Source organism: Gluconacetobacter liquefaciens (genome assembly GCF_003350405.1).
GTDB classification, from domain to species: Bacteria; Pseudomonadota; Alphaproteobacteria; order Acetobacterales; family Acetobacteraceae; genus Gluconacetobacter; species Gluconacetobacter liquefaciens.
Window position 1 is genome coordinate 240937 of sequence record NZ_QQAW01000001.1, and the last position, 13750, is coordinate 254686.

The window sequence follows — 13750 nt, forward strand, 5'->3', positions numbered from 1 at the left end:
GCGGGTGTGGCGGGGCCGGGTTTTCTGACTGTTTTACTGGCGGAGCCCGGTAGCTTCCATGTCGCATCACATCGTGCTGCATCTGGTCTCGGATGCGACGGGACAGACGCTGGATTCCGTCGTCCGGGCTTCGATCGCCCAGTTCAGCCATGCCGAAGTCACCTGCCATCGCTGGAACCTGATCCGCACCCGGTCGCAGTTGCGGCGCGTGCTGGAAGCCATCGAGCAGGATCGGGGACCTGTCCTGTCGTCAGTGGTGGATCAGCGGCTGCAACACGAACTGACGATCGGCTGCGCGCATATCAAGGTGCGGCTGGTCAATGTCCTGGATCCGGTTACCGCCGTGTTGCAGGACGAACTCGGCGAGAAGGCGATCGGCCGGCCCGGCGGCCAGTATGTGATGGACGACGCCTACTTTCGTCGGATCGACGCCATGCATTTCGTGCTGGCGCATGACGACGGGCAGGAGATCGGCGGCCTGTCGCATGCGGATGTCATCCTGGTCGGTATTTCGCGTGCGTCGAAGACGCCCACTTCCTTCTATCTGGCCAATTGCGGGGTGAAGGCGGCGAACGTGCCCCTGATTCCCGATCTGCCGTTACCGGACGAATTGCTGCATGTCCCGCGCCCGATCGTGGGGCTGACCATTGATCCTGACGTGCTGATCAGCATTCGCCGTCATCGCCTGGATGTGATGGGCGATCGTCGGTCCGAAATGCTGCTGCGGACGGATAATCCTTATATCGATCCCGAACGGGTCGAGGAGGAAGTCCGGTGGGCCCGGCGACTGTGCGCGCGGCATGGCTGGCCGCTGGTGGATGTCAGCCGCCGTTCCATCGAAGAAACCTCGGCCGCGATCATGGGCCTGATGGCCGACTGGGAAGAGCGCCGCGCCGCCGCCCATCCTGCATGACGCGCCATCGGGCCGGATAGGCTCCGGGCTCCCGCATTATACCGCACCCGGCCTTTGCCGACACCCGCCATGCGGTGGGAGAATGGTTTCCGGGGTCGGTATGATGGCGTTACATATCGATACGTCCGTCCTCTGAAAAATACCATCTTTCGTGCCTATATGGATTGGGAACGCGGGAGAATTCGGCAGATGCGGCGATTTCTGATGTTTGGGGCGGCGACGGTCATGCTGGGCGTGGCGATGGCACCGGCAGGAGCCCTGGCTCAGCGCGGCGGTGGCGGCGGGCACGGAGGTGGCGGCGGCGGAGGCCATGGGTTTGGCGGTGGCGGTGGCTATCGTGGCGGCGGTGGTTACCGAGGGGGCGGTTACGGCGGGGGTTGGCACGGTGGCGGCGGTTACCGGGGTGGCGGCTACGGCGGGGGTTGGCACGGCGGTGGTGGTTACCGGGGTGGCGGATACTATCGTGGCGGTGGTGGTTGGGGTGGCTGGGGCTATCCCGGCTGGGGCGGATATTATGGTGGCTGGGGTTGGCCGCTGGCATTCGGCACGATGTTCGGCATGGCCGCCGGGGCTGCGGCCTATGGTGCGTATGACGGCGCATATGATGACGGCGGCTACGGAGACGATTATGGTGATTACGGCGGCTATCCCCCGCCGGCCTATGAGGGCGGCGCTTATCCGGCCGGAGGGTACGGCTATCCCGCGCAGCCTTATCCGACGCAGCCTTATGCACAGCCTGGGGCACCCCCGGCGACCTCGCCGGCTGTGGCCTGTACCGGGGGCCGGTTCTTCAATCGCCTGACCGAGAGTTGTGACAGCCCGTAAGCGTTGTCAGGGTGGGAGCGTTGGATGGGGCCGCGATTTCGCCTTTTAAAACTGACCTCACTGGGGAAGGGCGGGAACATTTCCCTCCGCGACCCGGCATTGGAGCATGGACAGGACTGATGAAGAAGATCGAGAAACGCGGCGTGATGATGCTGCTGACCGCAGGTTTGCTGTCGACCGGCCTGGTCGCCGGGGCGCATGCCGAGCCGGGCGGATGCCTGAAATATGGCGCGGTCGGTGCGGTTGGCGGCCACGTAGCCAACCATCATGCCGTGCTGGGGGCGGTCGGGGGCTGTGCCGCCGGTATGTATACCCGCCACGAATACCGCAAGACATTGCGGCAGAAGGCGGCTCTGTACGACAAGGAACACCCGGTCGATCCGAACTTGAGCATGCTGGAGCGCTATCGCCAGCGTAAGACGGACGAGCAGAAAGCCACGCTGTGGGACGCGGAGCATCCGCAGACGACAGCCACGCACTGAACCGATTGATCGCTGACGCGCATGCCCGACCGGGGCCGCCTGATGGCGGTCCCGGTTTTTCTTTATGCGGAGGGCGCTGGTAACCAGCCCGCGAGTTCCTGCCGTGCAAGCCCTTCCAGCAGGGCTGTGGGACGCGGAGCATCCGCAGACGACAGCCACGCACTGAACCGATTGATCGCTGACGCGCATGCCCGACCGGGGCCGCCTGATGGCGGTCCCGGTTTTTCTTTATGCGGAGGGCGCTGGTAACCAGCCCGCGAGTTCCTGCCGTGCAAGCCCTTCCAGCAGGTCGATGGTGGCTGGGGCGGCGTTCAGGCATGGGACCAGGGCGAAATCGGTACCGCCGGCGGCCAGGAATTCCGACCGTACCTCGTTGCCGATTTCATCCAGCGTTTCGATACAGTCGGCCATGAAGCCGGGCATGATCACCGCGATACGGGTGACGCCCTGTGCCGGCAGGCCGGCGATCAGTGGTGCGGTATAGGGCTCCAGCCACTGCGCAGGGCCGAACCGGGACTGGTAGGTGAGCGGCATTGCCGTTTCGTCCATATCCAGTGCCTGCCGCAGCGCGACCATCGTGCGGGTGCATTCTTCGGCGTAAGGATCGCCTTTTTCCACATAGGCGCGTGGCAGGCCGTGGAACGAGGCCACGATGCGCTGGGGGACGAAGGGCAGGCCTGTCAGCGTCTCGCGCACCGAACGCGCCAGCGCGGCGATATAGAGCGGATGATCGGAAAAGGGCGGTACGGTGCGCACCGCCGGCTGGTTGCGCAGGCGCATCAGCGCGCGGAATGCCTGATCGTTGGCGGTCGCGGTCGTGGTGGCGCTGTATTGCGGATAAAGCGGCAGCAGCAGCACCTTCTCGCACCCGCGTTGCAGCAGTGCGGCGATGCCGGAAGCGATCGAGGGGGTGCCGTAGCGCATCGCCCATTCCACCGCTACGCCATCGGGCGCCAGACGCTCGGCAAGGGCTTCGCCCTGGGCCCGCGTGTAGGTGCGCAGCGGGCTTTCATCGCGTTCCTGATTCCAGATGCGGCGATAGGCGCGGCCGGTACGGCGCGGGCGCAGGGTCAGGATCGGGCCGCGCAGGATGGGCTGCCAGATGGCCGGGTTGGCTTCGATGATCCGCCGATCCGAGAGGAATTCACCCAGATAGCGCCGCACGGCGCCATAACCGGTGTCATCGGGCGTGCCGAGATTGGTCAGCAGGACGCCGATACGGGACGGGGCGATGGAATCGCCCGGACGGACGGTAAGAAAGGTCATCGGTCCGGGATGCTACAGGACGTGCCGGATCGTGGCAAAACAGACTTGGCGGTCTGTATATCAGCGACGGCGCGAACGGACGCGGACGGGAACCGGCTGAGGTGTCGGCACGTTGCGCCATGTGAACAGCGCGGCGCAGCCCGTTGCAAGGCACAGGCCAAGGACCGGCAGGGATGACGACAGAAACGCGGTAATGACGGTCATCATGCTCTCCATCCCATCCGGAGACGGCGTACCGCCGGAGGATTCTGGCGGTTTTCGCTTGCCGGAAGGCATTCGCGGCGGGTTCGGGTCCTGGAAGCAGGCCGTCCGCAGCACCTGATCAGTCAAGCTTGCCGCTTTACGACTCGTCAAGAAAAAATGACGGATGGATGGCGGCGCGGTTCGTGACCGAGCCCTGCGCTTTCGTCAGGCCACCGCTTCGGGCCATGCGGCATCCACGCATTTGCGCATCAGCGACGGCAGGGCCAGCGTATCCAGGTCGGCATGGGCCACGGCCATGCCTCCGACCTGGGCCACCGCGTTGGGGAAGTGCGCGACGTGCGCGGCATAGACATCCACATGCAGGGTAAAATGGGTGAAGACGTGGCTGATACGGCCGGCCTTGTGCCAGGCGGCGCGCGCCGGGGCAAATGGCAGGGCCTCGGCCTCGGGCCAAGGGGTGGCGCGCCATTCGGTGCCTGGAAGCTCCAGCATGCCGCCCAGCAATCCTTTCTCCGGCCGGCGGCGCAGCAGGATGTGGCCGCCTGCGTCGGTCAGCAGGAAATGCGCGCCATGGCGCACCGGACGGTCGACGCGCGGGGCCTTGGCCGGGAGGCTGGCGGCGATACCCTGGCGGAGGCCGGCGCAGGGGTCTCGCCACGGACAGAGCGCGCAGGCAGGCTGGCGCGGCGTGCAGATGCCCGCGCCGAGGTCGAACAGGGCCTGGGCGAAATCGGAGGGGCGCGCCTGGGCCTCGGCGGACTCGTTCAGGGTGGCGGCGTGCCGGGCGATGGCCTTGCGCGATCCGGGCAGCGGGTCGGTCAGGGCGAACAGCCGGCTGGTCACGCGCTCCACATTGCCGTCCACCGGCACCACCGGCTGGCCGAACGCGATGGCGGCGATGGCGGCGGCGGTATAGGTGCCCACGCCCGGCAGCGCCAGCAGGCCCGCCACGTTGCGGGGAAAGCCGCCGGCTGCCGCCACGGCCTTTGAGCAGGCATGCAGGTTGCGTGCCCGGGCGTAATAGCCAAGCCCAGCCCATGCGGCCATCACCGTGTCGGATTCGGCCCGCGCCAGATCATCGACTGTCGGAAACAGGTCGAGAAAGCGGTGGTAATAGGGGATGACCGCCGCCACGGTCGTCTGTTGCAGCATGATTTCGCTGAGCCACACGTGGTAGGGATCGGCTGTCCGGCCGGGCAGGGCCCGCCAGGGCAGGGTCCGGCGATGGCGGTCGTACCAGCGCAGCAGGGCGGCGGAAGAAGGAGGCACGGGGCGCTTATGGCGAAGGATCGGACTGACGGCAAGCGTGTGGGCATCACCGCACCTCCGCCCGAACCAAGGCGCGCCTTGACGATGCGCAGCCTCGGCGCGCTGATCCCGACCGTTGCACGCCCGGCTTTCCGCCGGCATCCGGCCGCGTTGGCGCAGGTGATGACCGACTGGGCGGAGATCGTCGGGCCAGATCTGGCCCGTTGTACCGTGCCGCGCCGCCTGTCGGCCGGCGTGCTGACGCTGGGCTGTGCCGGGCCGGTGGCGATGGAATTGCAGCATCTGGCGCCGGAACTGATCGCCCGCGTCAACCGCTCCTGCGGGCATGGCACGGTGCGGTCGCTGAAGCTGGTGCAGGATATGGTCGCGGGAGGGGTGCCTCCGCCTCGCCCCGCACCCCGTGACCCGCCTCCGCCGGTGCCGATCCCGGATATGCAGGAAGGCCCGCTGAAAGAGGCGCTGGCGGCCTTGGGCGCGCGTATTCGCGAGCGCAACAAACGGAAATAAGACTCGGCAGAATTGCCACAAAATGGCCGGGATCGGGGCGCCCGATGGCGGGTGTACCGACAGGAAGGCGGACCGCGATCCCGTGATCGTGCATGCCGGACGGGTTTACCTCCCCGCCTGTCCTGCCGACATGATGACGTGACGAGATTCCTGCTGGAAGGGAGAATTCCGATGCGCAAGATGGCTTTCCTGCTGGCGGCGGCCTTGGCTGCGGCGGGGCCGCTATCCTCGACTTCCGCCATGGCATGGGGACATGGCTGGGGGTGGCACGGCGGTGGCGGCTGGGGGCGTGGCCCAGGCTGGGGTGGCGGTTGGGGCTGGCGCGGCGGCGGATGGCGTGGAGGCGGCTGGGGGCCGCGCTGGGGCTGGGGCCTGGGTGGTTTCGGCGTCGGCGTACTTGCGGGCTCTGCGCTGGCCTCGCCCTATTACGGTTATCGGTACCGTTATTATCCGCCGGCTTATCCGGCGTATGCTTATCCCTATCCGGCGTATCCTGCTTACCCGGCCTATCCCGCCTACCCGTACCCTGCTTACGGCTACCCGTACGGTTACGGGCGCTGGTAAGCGCCCTGCCGGGCTGCCTGGATGAAGCGCGCGATCAGGCGCGCATCCTTGTGGCCCGGTGCGCTTTCCACGCCGGATGAGACATCGACCGCCGGGGCGCCGCTGAGGGCGATCGCCCGCGCGACGGTATCGGGTGTCAGCCCGCCTGCCAGCATCCACGGGACGGGGGCCTGCCAGTCTTTCGGGAGGGTCCAGTCGATCGGCTGCGCGTTGCCGCCCGGACGGCTCGCCCCGGCGGGCGGGCGTGATTCGATCACCAGCCCGTCCAGCCTGCTGGTGGCCGGCAGGTCGGCCGCCGTGGTGACGCCCCGTGCGTGCCAGACCGGCAGGCGGAATCTCTCGCGGATTTCCAGCGCGCGGGCCTCGGGGGCGTAGATCTGCAATCCGTCCAGGGCGACCGCATCCAGCGTTGCCGCGATCGCGTCATCATCCGGGGCGACGAACAGGCCGATACGCTGTGGGCCGCCCTGTGGCATGCGCGCGGCCAATGATGCGGCCTGTGCCGGGGTGACGGCGCGGGGGGAGCGCGCGAAGAAGACGAAGCCTATCCAGTCGGCGCCGTGGGCGATCGCGGCGTCCAGCCCTTCGGGCTCGGTCAGGCCGCAGATCTTGACGCCGACGGGTGGGGCCACCGTGGTCAGCCGGCGAGTTCGGCCGCTACGGCGGCGGCGGCGGCGGCGGGATCGGCGGCGGTGGTGATCGGCCGGCCGACCACGATCCAGTCGGCGCCGGCATTGCGGGCCTGGGTGGGGGTCATGACACGCTTCTGGTCACCGGTTTCGGCCCCGGCGGGGCGGATGCCGGGTACCACCAGGACTGGTGCGTCGCCCAGGCGGTCGCGCAGGGGGATGATTTCGTGCGGCGAGCAGATCAGACCGTCGGCGCCGGCCGCGACTGCCAGCGCACCCAGGCGCAGCACCTGCTGGCATGGATCGTCATGGACGCCGATTTCGTGCAGGGCCGCTTCGTCCATGCTGGTCAGGACCGTGACCGCCAGCAGCAGGGGGCGTGCGTCGGCCGGAAAAGCGCGGTCCACGGCGGCGCGGGCCGCGGCGATCATGGCGCTGCCGCCCTGGGCGTGGATCGTCAGCATCGCCGGGCGCGTGTCGGCCAGGCTGCCGATGGCCGAACCGACGGTATTGGGGATGTCGTGCAGTTTCAGGTCCAGAAACAGGCTATGCCCCTTCGCGACCCGGCGCACCGCGTCCAGCCCCTGCGCATAGGTGAATTCCAGCCCCAGCTTGATGGCGTCGGCACTGGCGGCCGTCTGGTCGCGCCAGCGCGCGGCCTGGGCCTCATCCTTGGTATCCAGCGCCACGATCAGGCGTGTCCGGCGGGTCGTCATGGCAGCGGCGCCTCATGGGATGCCGGCAGCGCGGTGGATACCGGCACGGCTGTGGGGGGCGGGTTGTAGGTTTCGGCCTGCTGGCGGCGGAGTTCGGCCACCTGTTCCTCCAGCGTGCGGACCTGCTGTTCCGCCCGGCGGGCGCGTCCGCGCTGGCGCAGTTCGGCGAACCAGACCGTGACCGCGCCGAGAAGGAAGAACGCGGCGGCGGCGACCAGCGTCAGCACGCCGACCGAGGATTTCCATCCCCAGTCGAGGAACCACATCTGGATCGGGTCCTGATTGCAGGCGCTGAAGACGATCAGCCCCAGCAGGAAAGGCAAAGTGACGAGTAGACGCAGCATGGGCAGCCTCCTACCGTTTCGCGCGATGTCCGGCAAGGAAAGCCGGACATGGCCGTGCGGCGAGCCGACGCCCGCAGATCGGCCTTGATTTCCACCACGCCGGCATGGTGTCGTTGCCGGATCGGGGCGGAGCAGGCTCTTGAGCGAAATCATCGCGTTTCAGCGCACCGGACGCAAGGACGACATGGTGTGGGCCGTTGTGGCGACCGTCGGCCGGGCCCTGCGCATAGCGGAGATCTATCCCGGCCGCCCGGCGGCGATGGCCGACCGCGACTGGCGGGAGCAGCAGGTCCGGGCCTATGCCGCCTTCCTGCGCCAGAGCCGCCAGCCCGTTCCCCGTTACAGCGTGCAGCCCATCCGCCGTGCCGATCTGCCGCGTGCCTGGCGCCCCCTGCCCGCTCTGGGCTTTCTGCGCGGGCAATTCATCTGAAGCGATAAAATCCACGCTGGGTAAACGCCCCGTTCACCTTGCCTGGAGCACAATCGTGGCTTCACGATCCGGAGTACGTGGGCACGATGCATGATGGAGACGCGACCGCCACGGTTGCCGGCGCGGCGGATGGCATGGCTGTGCCGCGCGGCGAGATTGTCAGCCAGTATGTGAAGTCGGTGCGGCTGGACGTGCCCGGTGCGCCGGCGGTGCATGTCGCGCCGAAAGGGTTGCCGCGCCTGCATCTGGATCTGGACGTCGATGCACGGCAGGTCGCCGATGGCGCGCCGTTGTTCGAGGTCGCGCTGGTGCTGCGTTGCCAGGGGCGGGGGCCGGACGAGCAGGTGCTGTTCGAGGCCGAACTGGCCTATGCCGGGCTGGTGAGCCTGCGCGCCGCCGGCGGTGTTGCCGCGCCGGAAATGCTGGAGCCGCTGCTGCTGGTCGAGATTCCGGCCCTGCTGTTTCCCGGGGCGCGCAACCTGCTGGCCGATCTGACGCGGGATGCGGGATTTCCGCCGGTGCTGATGCAAGGGGTTGATTTTGCGGCGTTGCAGCGTGGGCGCCGGGCGGTGGTTTGATGTCGCTTCGGCCGGGAGCCGTGTGCCGGTGGACACGCGATGCTCCTGAACGATCAAGGCCACGCATTGCATTTCCCGCGTCCTGTTCGCACATTCCCGACTGATTCGCGGCGCGTGCCGCATTCCGGATCGAGGATGGACGATGATGACGAACGGACGTGAGCTGGCGCCGGTGCTGGAGAGGGTGGACCGCACGCTGGAGGCGAGCCTGGAGCGGCTGTTCGACTTCCTGCGCATTCCCAGCATTTCCGCCCAGCCGGCCCATGCCGGGGATTGCCGCCGTGCGGCCGAGTGGCTGCGTGACGAACTGACGGCGATCGGGCTGGAGGCCTCGGTGCGCGAGACGCAGGGCCACCCGATGGTGGTGGCGCATGACCGGTCGGCCGATGCCTCGGCCCGGCGGCTGCCGCATGTGCTGTTCTATGGCCATTACGACGTGCAGCCGGTCGATCCGCTGGAATTGTGGGAGACGTCGCCCTTCGACCCGCGCATCGTGCGTGACGAGGCGGGGGCGCGGATCGTTGCGCGCGGTGCATCGGACGACAAGGGCCAGGTGATGACCTTTATCGAGGCCCTGCGTGCGCTGAAGGCCGAACATGGTACGCTGCCGCTGCGTGTGTCGCTGGTGATCGAGGGCGAGGAGGAAAGCGGCGGGGCGAACCTGCTGCCGTTCCTGCAGGCCAATCGTGAGGAACTGCGCGCCGATGTCGCGCTGATCTGCGATACTGGGATGCTGGATGGCGGCGTGCCGGCCATCACCACCGCACTGCGCGGCATGGTTGGCGAGGAAATCACGATCCATTGCGCCAATCGCGACCTGCATTCCGGCATTTATGGCAATGCTGCCCGTAACCCGCTGGAATTGCTGAGCTGGATTCTGGCCTCGGTGCGTGACCATGAGAGCGGGCGGGTGACGTTGCCCGGTTTTTATGACGGCGTGCAGGACCCGCCGGCCGAAGTGCGTGACCAGTGGCGCGCCATTGCGCCGTCCGATGCCGAGTTCCTGGGGCCGGTCGGGCTGTCGGTGACGGCGGGCGAGCGCGGCTATACCGCCGTGGAGCAGACCTGGTGCCGGCCGACTTTCGAGATCAATGGCATCAGCGGCGGTTATGCCGGTGACGGGTTCAAGACCGTGCTGCCGGCGCAGGCTTCGGCCAAGGTGTCGTTCCGGCTGGTGTCGGGGCAGGACCCGGCGCGTATCCGCGACGCATTCCATGCCCATGTGAGGGCCATGCTGCCGGCGGACTGCTCGGTGACGTTCGCAGGACATGGCGGGTCGCGGGCGAGCGTCGTGCCGGCGGACGGGCCGGGATTGGGGGCCACGCTGGCGGCTCTGGGCGAGGAATGGGGCCGGCCGGCGGTGACGATCGGCAGCGGCGGGTCGATCCCGGTGGTGTCGGAAGTGCGGCAGGCGCTGGACATGGACTCGCTGCTGGTCGGGTTTGCGCGCGATGACGACCGTATTCATTCGCCCAACGAGAAATATGACCTGATCTCGTTCCACAAGGGCATTCGCTCCTGGGTTCGGGTGCTGGAGGCTCTGGCGCACGACAGCCGGTTCGGCGGCTGACATGGAGGCCGGCGTGCCGCAGGTGCTGGCCCTGACCATGGGCGACCCGGCCGGGATCGGGCCGGAACTGACGGTCGCCGCCTGGCGCGCCCTGCGTGTGGGCGGGCCGGGCTTTATGGTGTTGGGCGATCCGGCGCTTTATCCTGGCGTGCCGGTGCGTGTGGTGGCGGATGCGGCGCAGGCGGCTGCGGTTTTTGGCGAGGCGCTGCCGGTGCTGCCGGTCGGGCTGGCCTGTGCCGCGCGGCCGGGGGCGCCGGATGTGGCCAATGCGCCGGCGGTGATCGGCAGTATTGCCCGTGCCGTCGAACTGGCGCTGGCCGGGCAGGTCGGCGCCGTGGTGACCAACCCGATCAGCAAGCTGGTGCTGAAGCAGGCGGGCTTTGCCCACCCCGGCCATACCGAATATCTGGCGGAACTCTGCGGCGTGCCGGGGCAGGAAGTGATGATGCTGGCCTGCCCGGAACTGCGTGTGGTGCCGGTGACGATCCATGTGTCGCTGCGTGGAGCGCTGGAGCGTTTGACGGCGGACGAGATCGTGCGGTGCGGGCGTACGACTGCCGCGGCCCTGCGGCGCGATTTCGGGATTGCCGCCCCCCGACTGGCCGTTGCCGGCCTGAACCCGCATGCGGGTGAAGGTGGGGTGATGGGGGGGGAAGAGGGAGAGATCATCGCCCCTGCCATCGCGGTGCTGCGGGGTGAGGGGATGGACGTGACGGGGCCCTGGCCCCCCGATACGATGTTTACGCCGCCGGCCCGTGCCCGTTATGACGCGGCGCTGTGCATGTATCATGACCAGGCGCTGATTCCCCTGAAGACCATCGACATGGCGGGTGGCGTGAATGTGACGCTGGGGCTGCCGATCGTGCGGACCTCGCCGGACCATGGCACCGCCTTCGATATCGCCGGGCAGGGCGTGGCCGACCCGTCCAGCCTGATCGCCGCCCTGAAACTGGGCCGCGACATGGCCCGCAACCGGAGTGCAGCATGATCCTTTCCGTTCCGCCCGCGCGGGCCCTGCGCCTTGGGGTGAATATCGACCATGTGGCGACCGTGCGGAATGCGCGCGGCGGCAGCTACCCCGACCCGGTGGCGGCCGCCATGCTTGCCGTGGCGGCCGGAGCGGACGGCATTACCGCCCACATGCGCGAGGACCGGCGGCATATCCGTGATGCCGACCTGGTGCGGCTGCGGGCCGAGCTTGCGGCGCCGCTGAATATGGAAATGGCTGCGACGGACGAAATGGTGGCCATTGCGCTGGACCTGCGCCCGCATGCGTGCTGCATCGTGCCCGAGCGGCGGGCCGAGGTGACGACCGAGGGCGGGCTGGATGTGGCGGGCCAGGCGGTGGCGCTGGCGCCGCAGGTGCGCGCCCTGCGCGAGGCCGGAATCCGGGTTTCGCTGTTCGTCGACCCGGAGCCGGCGCAGATCGCGGCGTCGGCCGCCATCGGCGCGGCGGTGGTGGAACTGCATACCGGCGCCTATGCCGAAGGCCGGGCGGGTGAATATGAGCGCCTGCGCCGGGCGGCGGCGCAGGCCGATGAGGCGGGGCTGGAGGTGCATGCCGGCCATGGCCTGACATACGACAATGTGGGGCCGATTGCCGCCCTGCCGCAGGTGGTGGAACTGAATATCGGACATTTCCTGATCGGGCAGGCAATTTTCGACGGGCTGGCCGCGACCATCGCACGGATGCGCCAGTGCATGGACGCGGCCAGGACCGGTATCGACTGACGGGCTTTCAGAACGAGACGCCGGTTTCGAAATCGAGGATGACCGGGTTCTTGTAACGGTTGGTGCCGCCGGTGCTCCAGATATACTGGACGCCGGGGCGGATCAGCAGCCAGGGCGTGGGGTGCCAGCCGTAATTGACCTCGATCGCATGTTCCTGCGTGGGTTTGTAGATGCCGGTGACGCCCTCTTTCTGAAGCTGTGCCACGTAGTTTGTCAGTTTGGCGTTGACCCATAGATATTTCATGCCGACGCTGACGGTATCGTCCGGCCGGCTGGCGAAGGTGCCTTTGCGCGTGAGGCCCCAATCGACGAAATAGGGGAAGATCGCGGTGCGGGGGTCGCCCCAGGTGAAGGAGGCGAAAAAGGATGTGCCGCGATGCGGCGCGTATCTGTCGCGCTCCAGCAGGCGGTCGAACTGGAACCAGCCGCCGAAGCGGCCCCGGACGTTCGCGCTGGGGGCGTTTGCGATATATTCCGCTGGAATCTGGAACATGCCGAGTTTGGAATAGACGTCCCTGACCTGCGACGTATCCCAGTAGCCGCCGACCTTGACGTTGGTCTGCAATGGGCCGCTGTAATCGTCCTTGCCGCCCTGGTGCCAGACGAGCTGGAAGGGCAGGAACGAGCCGGTGGCGCCGTGCAGGTTCAGCTTCCAGCCGTTATGCGTGTTCGCGATGGTCGGATCGACGGAGTAGATGCCGAACTGAACGGAATAATGGTTGTTGCCGGCGGGATAGAATTTGACCCAGGCGCCCGGATGCGCCGTGGGGTAGTAGCCGTAGCCCGAATTGTAGGCGATGGATTGCGGCATGCCGCAGATCGCGTTGCTCTGGAACTGGCAGTAATTGTTCATGCCCCAGTAATAGGACCAGGTTTCGAAATCGGTTTCGGAATTGATCTCGCCGACCGTGGTGGCCACGTACTTGTTCCACGGCATTTCCCATGACAGCAGCGACAGACGCACCGTGGGGGAGCCGTAGATTTCCATCGGGCTGTTCAGGGCCGGCAGTTTGGCCCCCAGACCCTGGCCGGCGCGCGACGTGACGATGAAATGGAACAGGCCGATATCCCAGCTTGTGAGTTTCTTGAGGTCGAAATCGACATTGATGCCGAGTTCGTGGGCGTAGCGGACGTTCTGGGACTGGCCGCCCGTCGGGTTGCCGGCACTGTCCTGGAAATAATGGCCGGTGATGGTGACGCCGTGATCGATCAGCCATGTTCGCCTGCCGGCCCAGTTGCCGGTCAGCGTGCTTTGCCTGAGCCAGTCGTCGAAACTGGCGGGAAAGAAAGCATGTTCCGTCGTATCTGAAATGTCCTCGCGCTTCGTGTTTCCCAGATCTTCGGCCTGGGGCGGCAGGATGACGGGTTGCGGCTGGACCGACACGATGGGCCTGTGAATGCTTGGTGTGGTGAGCTGCTGTGTCGCCGGTTGTGTGGGGGCCGCGTGTGACGCGCTTGGCGCCGCATGATGGGGTTTGCGCGTGATGCGCGATACGGACTGGGCGTGGCCGACCGACAGCCCGCCGGGCAGGCAGGATATCAGGGTGCAGCCGAAGGCGAGAGACTGGGTCCACTTTGTTGCATGGATCTTCATTTTTATGATCTCCCTGCGCGCGTGCCGGCCTTGTCCCTGTTCCGAAGAGGGGATGACGGTGGTGACACGGCGGCATCGGTTTGTTTGTTACACGTTCACATTCGGTTTCGCTTTAGTTGTGGCATATT

General features: G+C 67.2%; 17 protein-coding genes. 10 read left to right on the forward strand and 7 right to left on the reverse strand.

From position 1 onward, the window contains the following. Positions 1-58 precede the first annotated feature (58 nt). The 3 genes from C7453_RS01120 (at position 59) to C7453_RS01130 (ending at position 2220) form a co-directional block, all read left to right on the forward strand. On the forward strand, positions 59-913 hold the full coding sequence (locus C7453_RS01120; RefSeq protein ID WP_114725259.1) for a pyruvate, water dikinase regulatory protein: 855 nt from the start codon (positions 59-61) through the stop codon (positions 911-913). Positions 914-1102: 189 nt separating this feature from the next. Then, on the forward strand, positions 1103-1738 hold the full coding sequence (locus tag C7453_RS01125; RefSeq protein WP_114725261.1) for a hypothetical protein: 636 nt from the start codon (positions 1103-1105) through the stop codon (positions 1736-1738). Between the two features lie 119 nt (positions 1739-1857). Then, entirely contained in the window at positions 1858-2220 is a 363-nt protein-coding gene (locus C7453_RS01130; RefSeq protein ID WP_114725263.1) for a hypothetical protein, read from the forward strand. Between the two features lie 228 nt (positions 2221-2448). Here C7453_RS01130 and hemH read toward each other — a convergent pair whose 3' ends face one another. From hemH to mutY, 3 genes are all read right to left on the reverse strand, one after another. Then, positions 2449-3486 carry a ferrochelatase gene (gene hemH, locus C7453_RS01135; RefSeq protein WP_114725264.1) on the reverse strand — a complete coding sequence of 346 codons (1038 nt, stop codon included), beginning with the start codon at positions 3484-3486 and terminating at the stop codon, positions 2449-2451. A 60-nt stretch (positions 3487-3546) separates the two neighbouring features. Beyond that, the gene (locus C7453_RS18815; protein WP_170143068.1) at positions 3547-3693 is read right to left on the reverse strand and encodes a hypothetical protein; all 147 of its coding nucleotides are present in this window, start codon (positions 3691-3693) and stop codon (positions 3547-3549) included. Positions 3694-3894: 201 nt separating this feature from the next. Beyond that, the gene (gene mutY / locus C7453_RS01140; protein ID WP_114725266.1) at positions 3895-4959 is read right to left on the reverse strand and encodes an A/G-specific adenine glycosylase; all 1065 of its coding nucleotides are present in this window, start codon (positions 4957-4959) and stop codon (positions 3895-3897) included. Positions 4960-4968: 9 nt separating this feature from the next. Between mutY and C7453_RS01145 the strand changes: the two genes are divergently transcribed. Together C7453_RS01145 and C7453_RS01150 are read left to right on the forward strand one after the other, a co-directional pair. After that, on the forward strand, positions 4969-5466 hold the full coding sequence (locus C7453_RS01145) for a DUF721 domain-containing protein (protein ID WP_114725268.1): 498 nt from the start codon (positions 4969-4971) through the stop codon (positions 5464-5466). 171 nt (positions 5467-5637) lie between these two features. Then, positions 5638-6030 (forward strand): hypothetical protein, encoded by a 393-nt coding sequence (locus C7453_RS01150; RefSeq protein WP_114725270.1) that lies wholly within the window; start codon positions 5638-5640, stop codon positions 6028-6030. On the opposite strand, the gene C7453_RS01155 is transcribed toward C7453_RS01150, so the two are convergent. The 3 genes from C7453_RS01155 to C7453_RS01165 are packed head-to-tail and all read right to left on the reverse strand — an operon-like array spanning position 6015 to position 7719. Next, positions 6015-6662 (reverse strand): phosphoribosylanthranilate isomerase, encoded by a 648-nt coding sequence (locus tag C7453_RS01155; RefSeq protein ID WP_174787955.1) that lies wholly within the window; start codon positions 6660-6662, stop codon positions 6015-6017. The genes C7453_RS01150 and C7453_RS01155 overlap by 16 nt on opposite strands. A 5-nt stretch (positions 6663-6667) precedes the next feature. Beyond that, positions 6668-7375 (reverse strand): orotidine-5'-phosphate decarboxylase, encoded by a 708-nt coding sequence (pyrF, locus tag C7453_RS01160; RefSeq protein ID WP_114725274.1) that lies wholly within the window; start codon positions 7373-7375, stop codon positions 6668-6670. Then, a complete protein-coding gene (locus tag C7453_RS01165; protein WP_114725276.1) occupies positions 7372-7719 on the reverse strand; it encodes a lipopolysaccharide assembly protein LapA domain-containing protein in 348 nt (115 codons plus the stop codon). The genes pyrF and C7453_RS01165 overlap by 4 nt, the downstream gene beginning before the upstream one ends. 139 nt (positions 7720-7858) lie before the next feature. Between C7453_RS01165 and C7453_RS01170 the strand changes: the two genes are divergently transcribed. The 5 genes from C7453_RS01170 (at position 7859) to C7453_RS01190 (ending at position 12028) form a co-directional block, all read left to right on the forward strand. Then, positions 7859-8149, forward strand: coding sequence for a hypothetical protein (locus C7453_RS01170; RefSeq protein WP_114725278.1), 291 nt, complete (start codon positions 7859-7861; stop codon positions 8147-8149). A gap of 86 nt (positions 8150-8235) precedes the next feature. Then, positions 8236-8727: a protein-export chaperone SecB gene (locus C7453_RS01175; protein ID WP_114725280.1), complete on the forward strand. Its 492-nt coding sequence runs from the start codon at positions 8236-8238 to the stop codon at positions 8725-8727. Between the two features lie 142 nt (positions 8728-8869). Further along, complete coding sequence (locus tag C7453_RS01180; RefSeq protein WP_114725282.1) at positions 8870-10297, forward strand: dipeptidase; 1428 nt, start codon at positions 8870-8872, stop codon at positions 10295-10297. 1 nt (position 10298) lies between these two features. Next, positions 10299-11285 (forward strand): 4-hydroxythreonine-4-phosphate dehydrogenase PdxA, encoded by a 987-nt coding sequence (pdxA, locus tag C7453_RS01185; protein ID WP_114725284.1) that lies wholly within the window; start codon positions 10299-10301, stop codon positions 11283-11285. After that, the gene (locus C7453_RS01190; protein WP_114725286.1) at positions 11282-12028 is read left to right on the forward strand and encodes a pyridoxine 5'-phosphate synthase; all 747 of its coding nucleotides are present in this window, start codon (positions 11282-11284) and stop codon (positions 12026-12028) included. The genes pdxA and C7453_RS01190 overlap by 4 nt, the downstream gene beginning before the upstream one ends. Before the next feature lie 7 nt (positions 12029-12035). Here C7453_RS01190 and C7453_RS01195 read toward each other — a convergent pair whose 3' ends face one another. After that, the gene (locus tag C7453_RS01195) at positions 12036-13622 is read right to left on the reverse strand and encodes a carbohydrate porin (RefSeq protein WP_114725288.1); all 1587 of its coding nucleotides are present in this window, start codon (positions 13620-13622) and stop codon (positions 12036-12038) included. Between the last annotated feature and the right edge of the window lie 128 nt (positions 13623-13750).

Coding starts and splice junctions, on each gene's coding strand:
- C7453_RS01195 (WP_114725288.1), bottom strand. CDS start 13,622: ATGAAGATCCATGCAACAAAGTGGACCCAGTCTCTCGCCTTCGGCTGC.
- C7453_RS01165 (WP_114725276.1), bottom strand. CDS start 7,719: ATGCTGCGTCTACTCGTCACTTTGCCTTTCCTGCTGGGGCTGATCGTC.
- C7453_RS01130 (WP_114725263.1), top strand. CDS start 1,858: ATGAAGAAGATCGAGAAACGCGGCGTGATGATGCTGCTGACCGCAGGT.
- C7453_RS01125 (WP_114725261.1), top strand. CDS start 1,103: ATGCGGCGATTTCTGATGTTTGGGGCGGCGACGGTCATGCTGGGCGTG.
- C7453_RS01190 (WP_114725286.1), top strand. CDS start 11,282: ATGATCCTTTCCGTTCCGCCCGCGCGGGCCCTGCGCCTTGGGGTGAAT.
- hemH (WP_114725264.1), bottom strand. CDS start 3,486: ATGACCTTTCTTACCGTCCGTCCGGGCGATTCCATCGCCCCGTCCCGT.
- C7453_RS01150 (WP_114725270.1), top strand. CDS start 5,638: ATGCGCAAGATGGCTTTCCTGCTGGCGGCGGCCTTGGCTGCGGCGGGG.
- C7453_RS01145 (WP_114725268.1), top strand. CDS start 4,969: ATGGCGAAGGATCGGACTGACGGCAAGCGTGTGGGCATCACCGCACCT.
- C7453_RS01175 (WP_114725280.1), top strand. CDS start 8,236: ATGCATGATGGAGACGCGACCGCCACGGTTGCCGGCGCGGCGGATGGC.
- C7453_RS18815 (WP_170143068.1), bottom strand. CDS start 3,693: ATGATGACCGTCATTACCGCGTTTCTGTCGTCATCCCTGCCGGTCCTT.
- pyrF (WP_114725274.1), bottom strand. CDS start 7,375: ATGACGACCCGCCGGACACGCCTGATCGTGGCGCTGGATACCAAGGAT.
- C7453_RS01120 (WP_114725259.1), top strand. CDS start 59: ATGTCGCATCACATCGTGCTGCATCTGGTCTCGGATGCGACGGGACAG.
- C7453_RS01180 (WP_114725282.1), top strand. CDS start 8,870: ATGATGACGAACGGACGTGAGCTGGCGCCGGTGCTGGAGAGGGTGGAC.
- pdxA (WP_114725284.1), top strand. CDS start 10,299: ATGGAGGCCGGCGTGCCGCAGGTGCTGGCCCTGACCATGGGCGACCCG.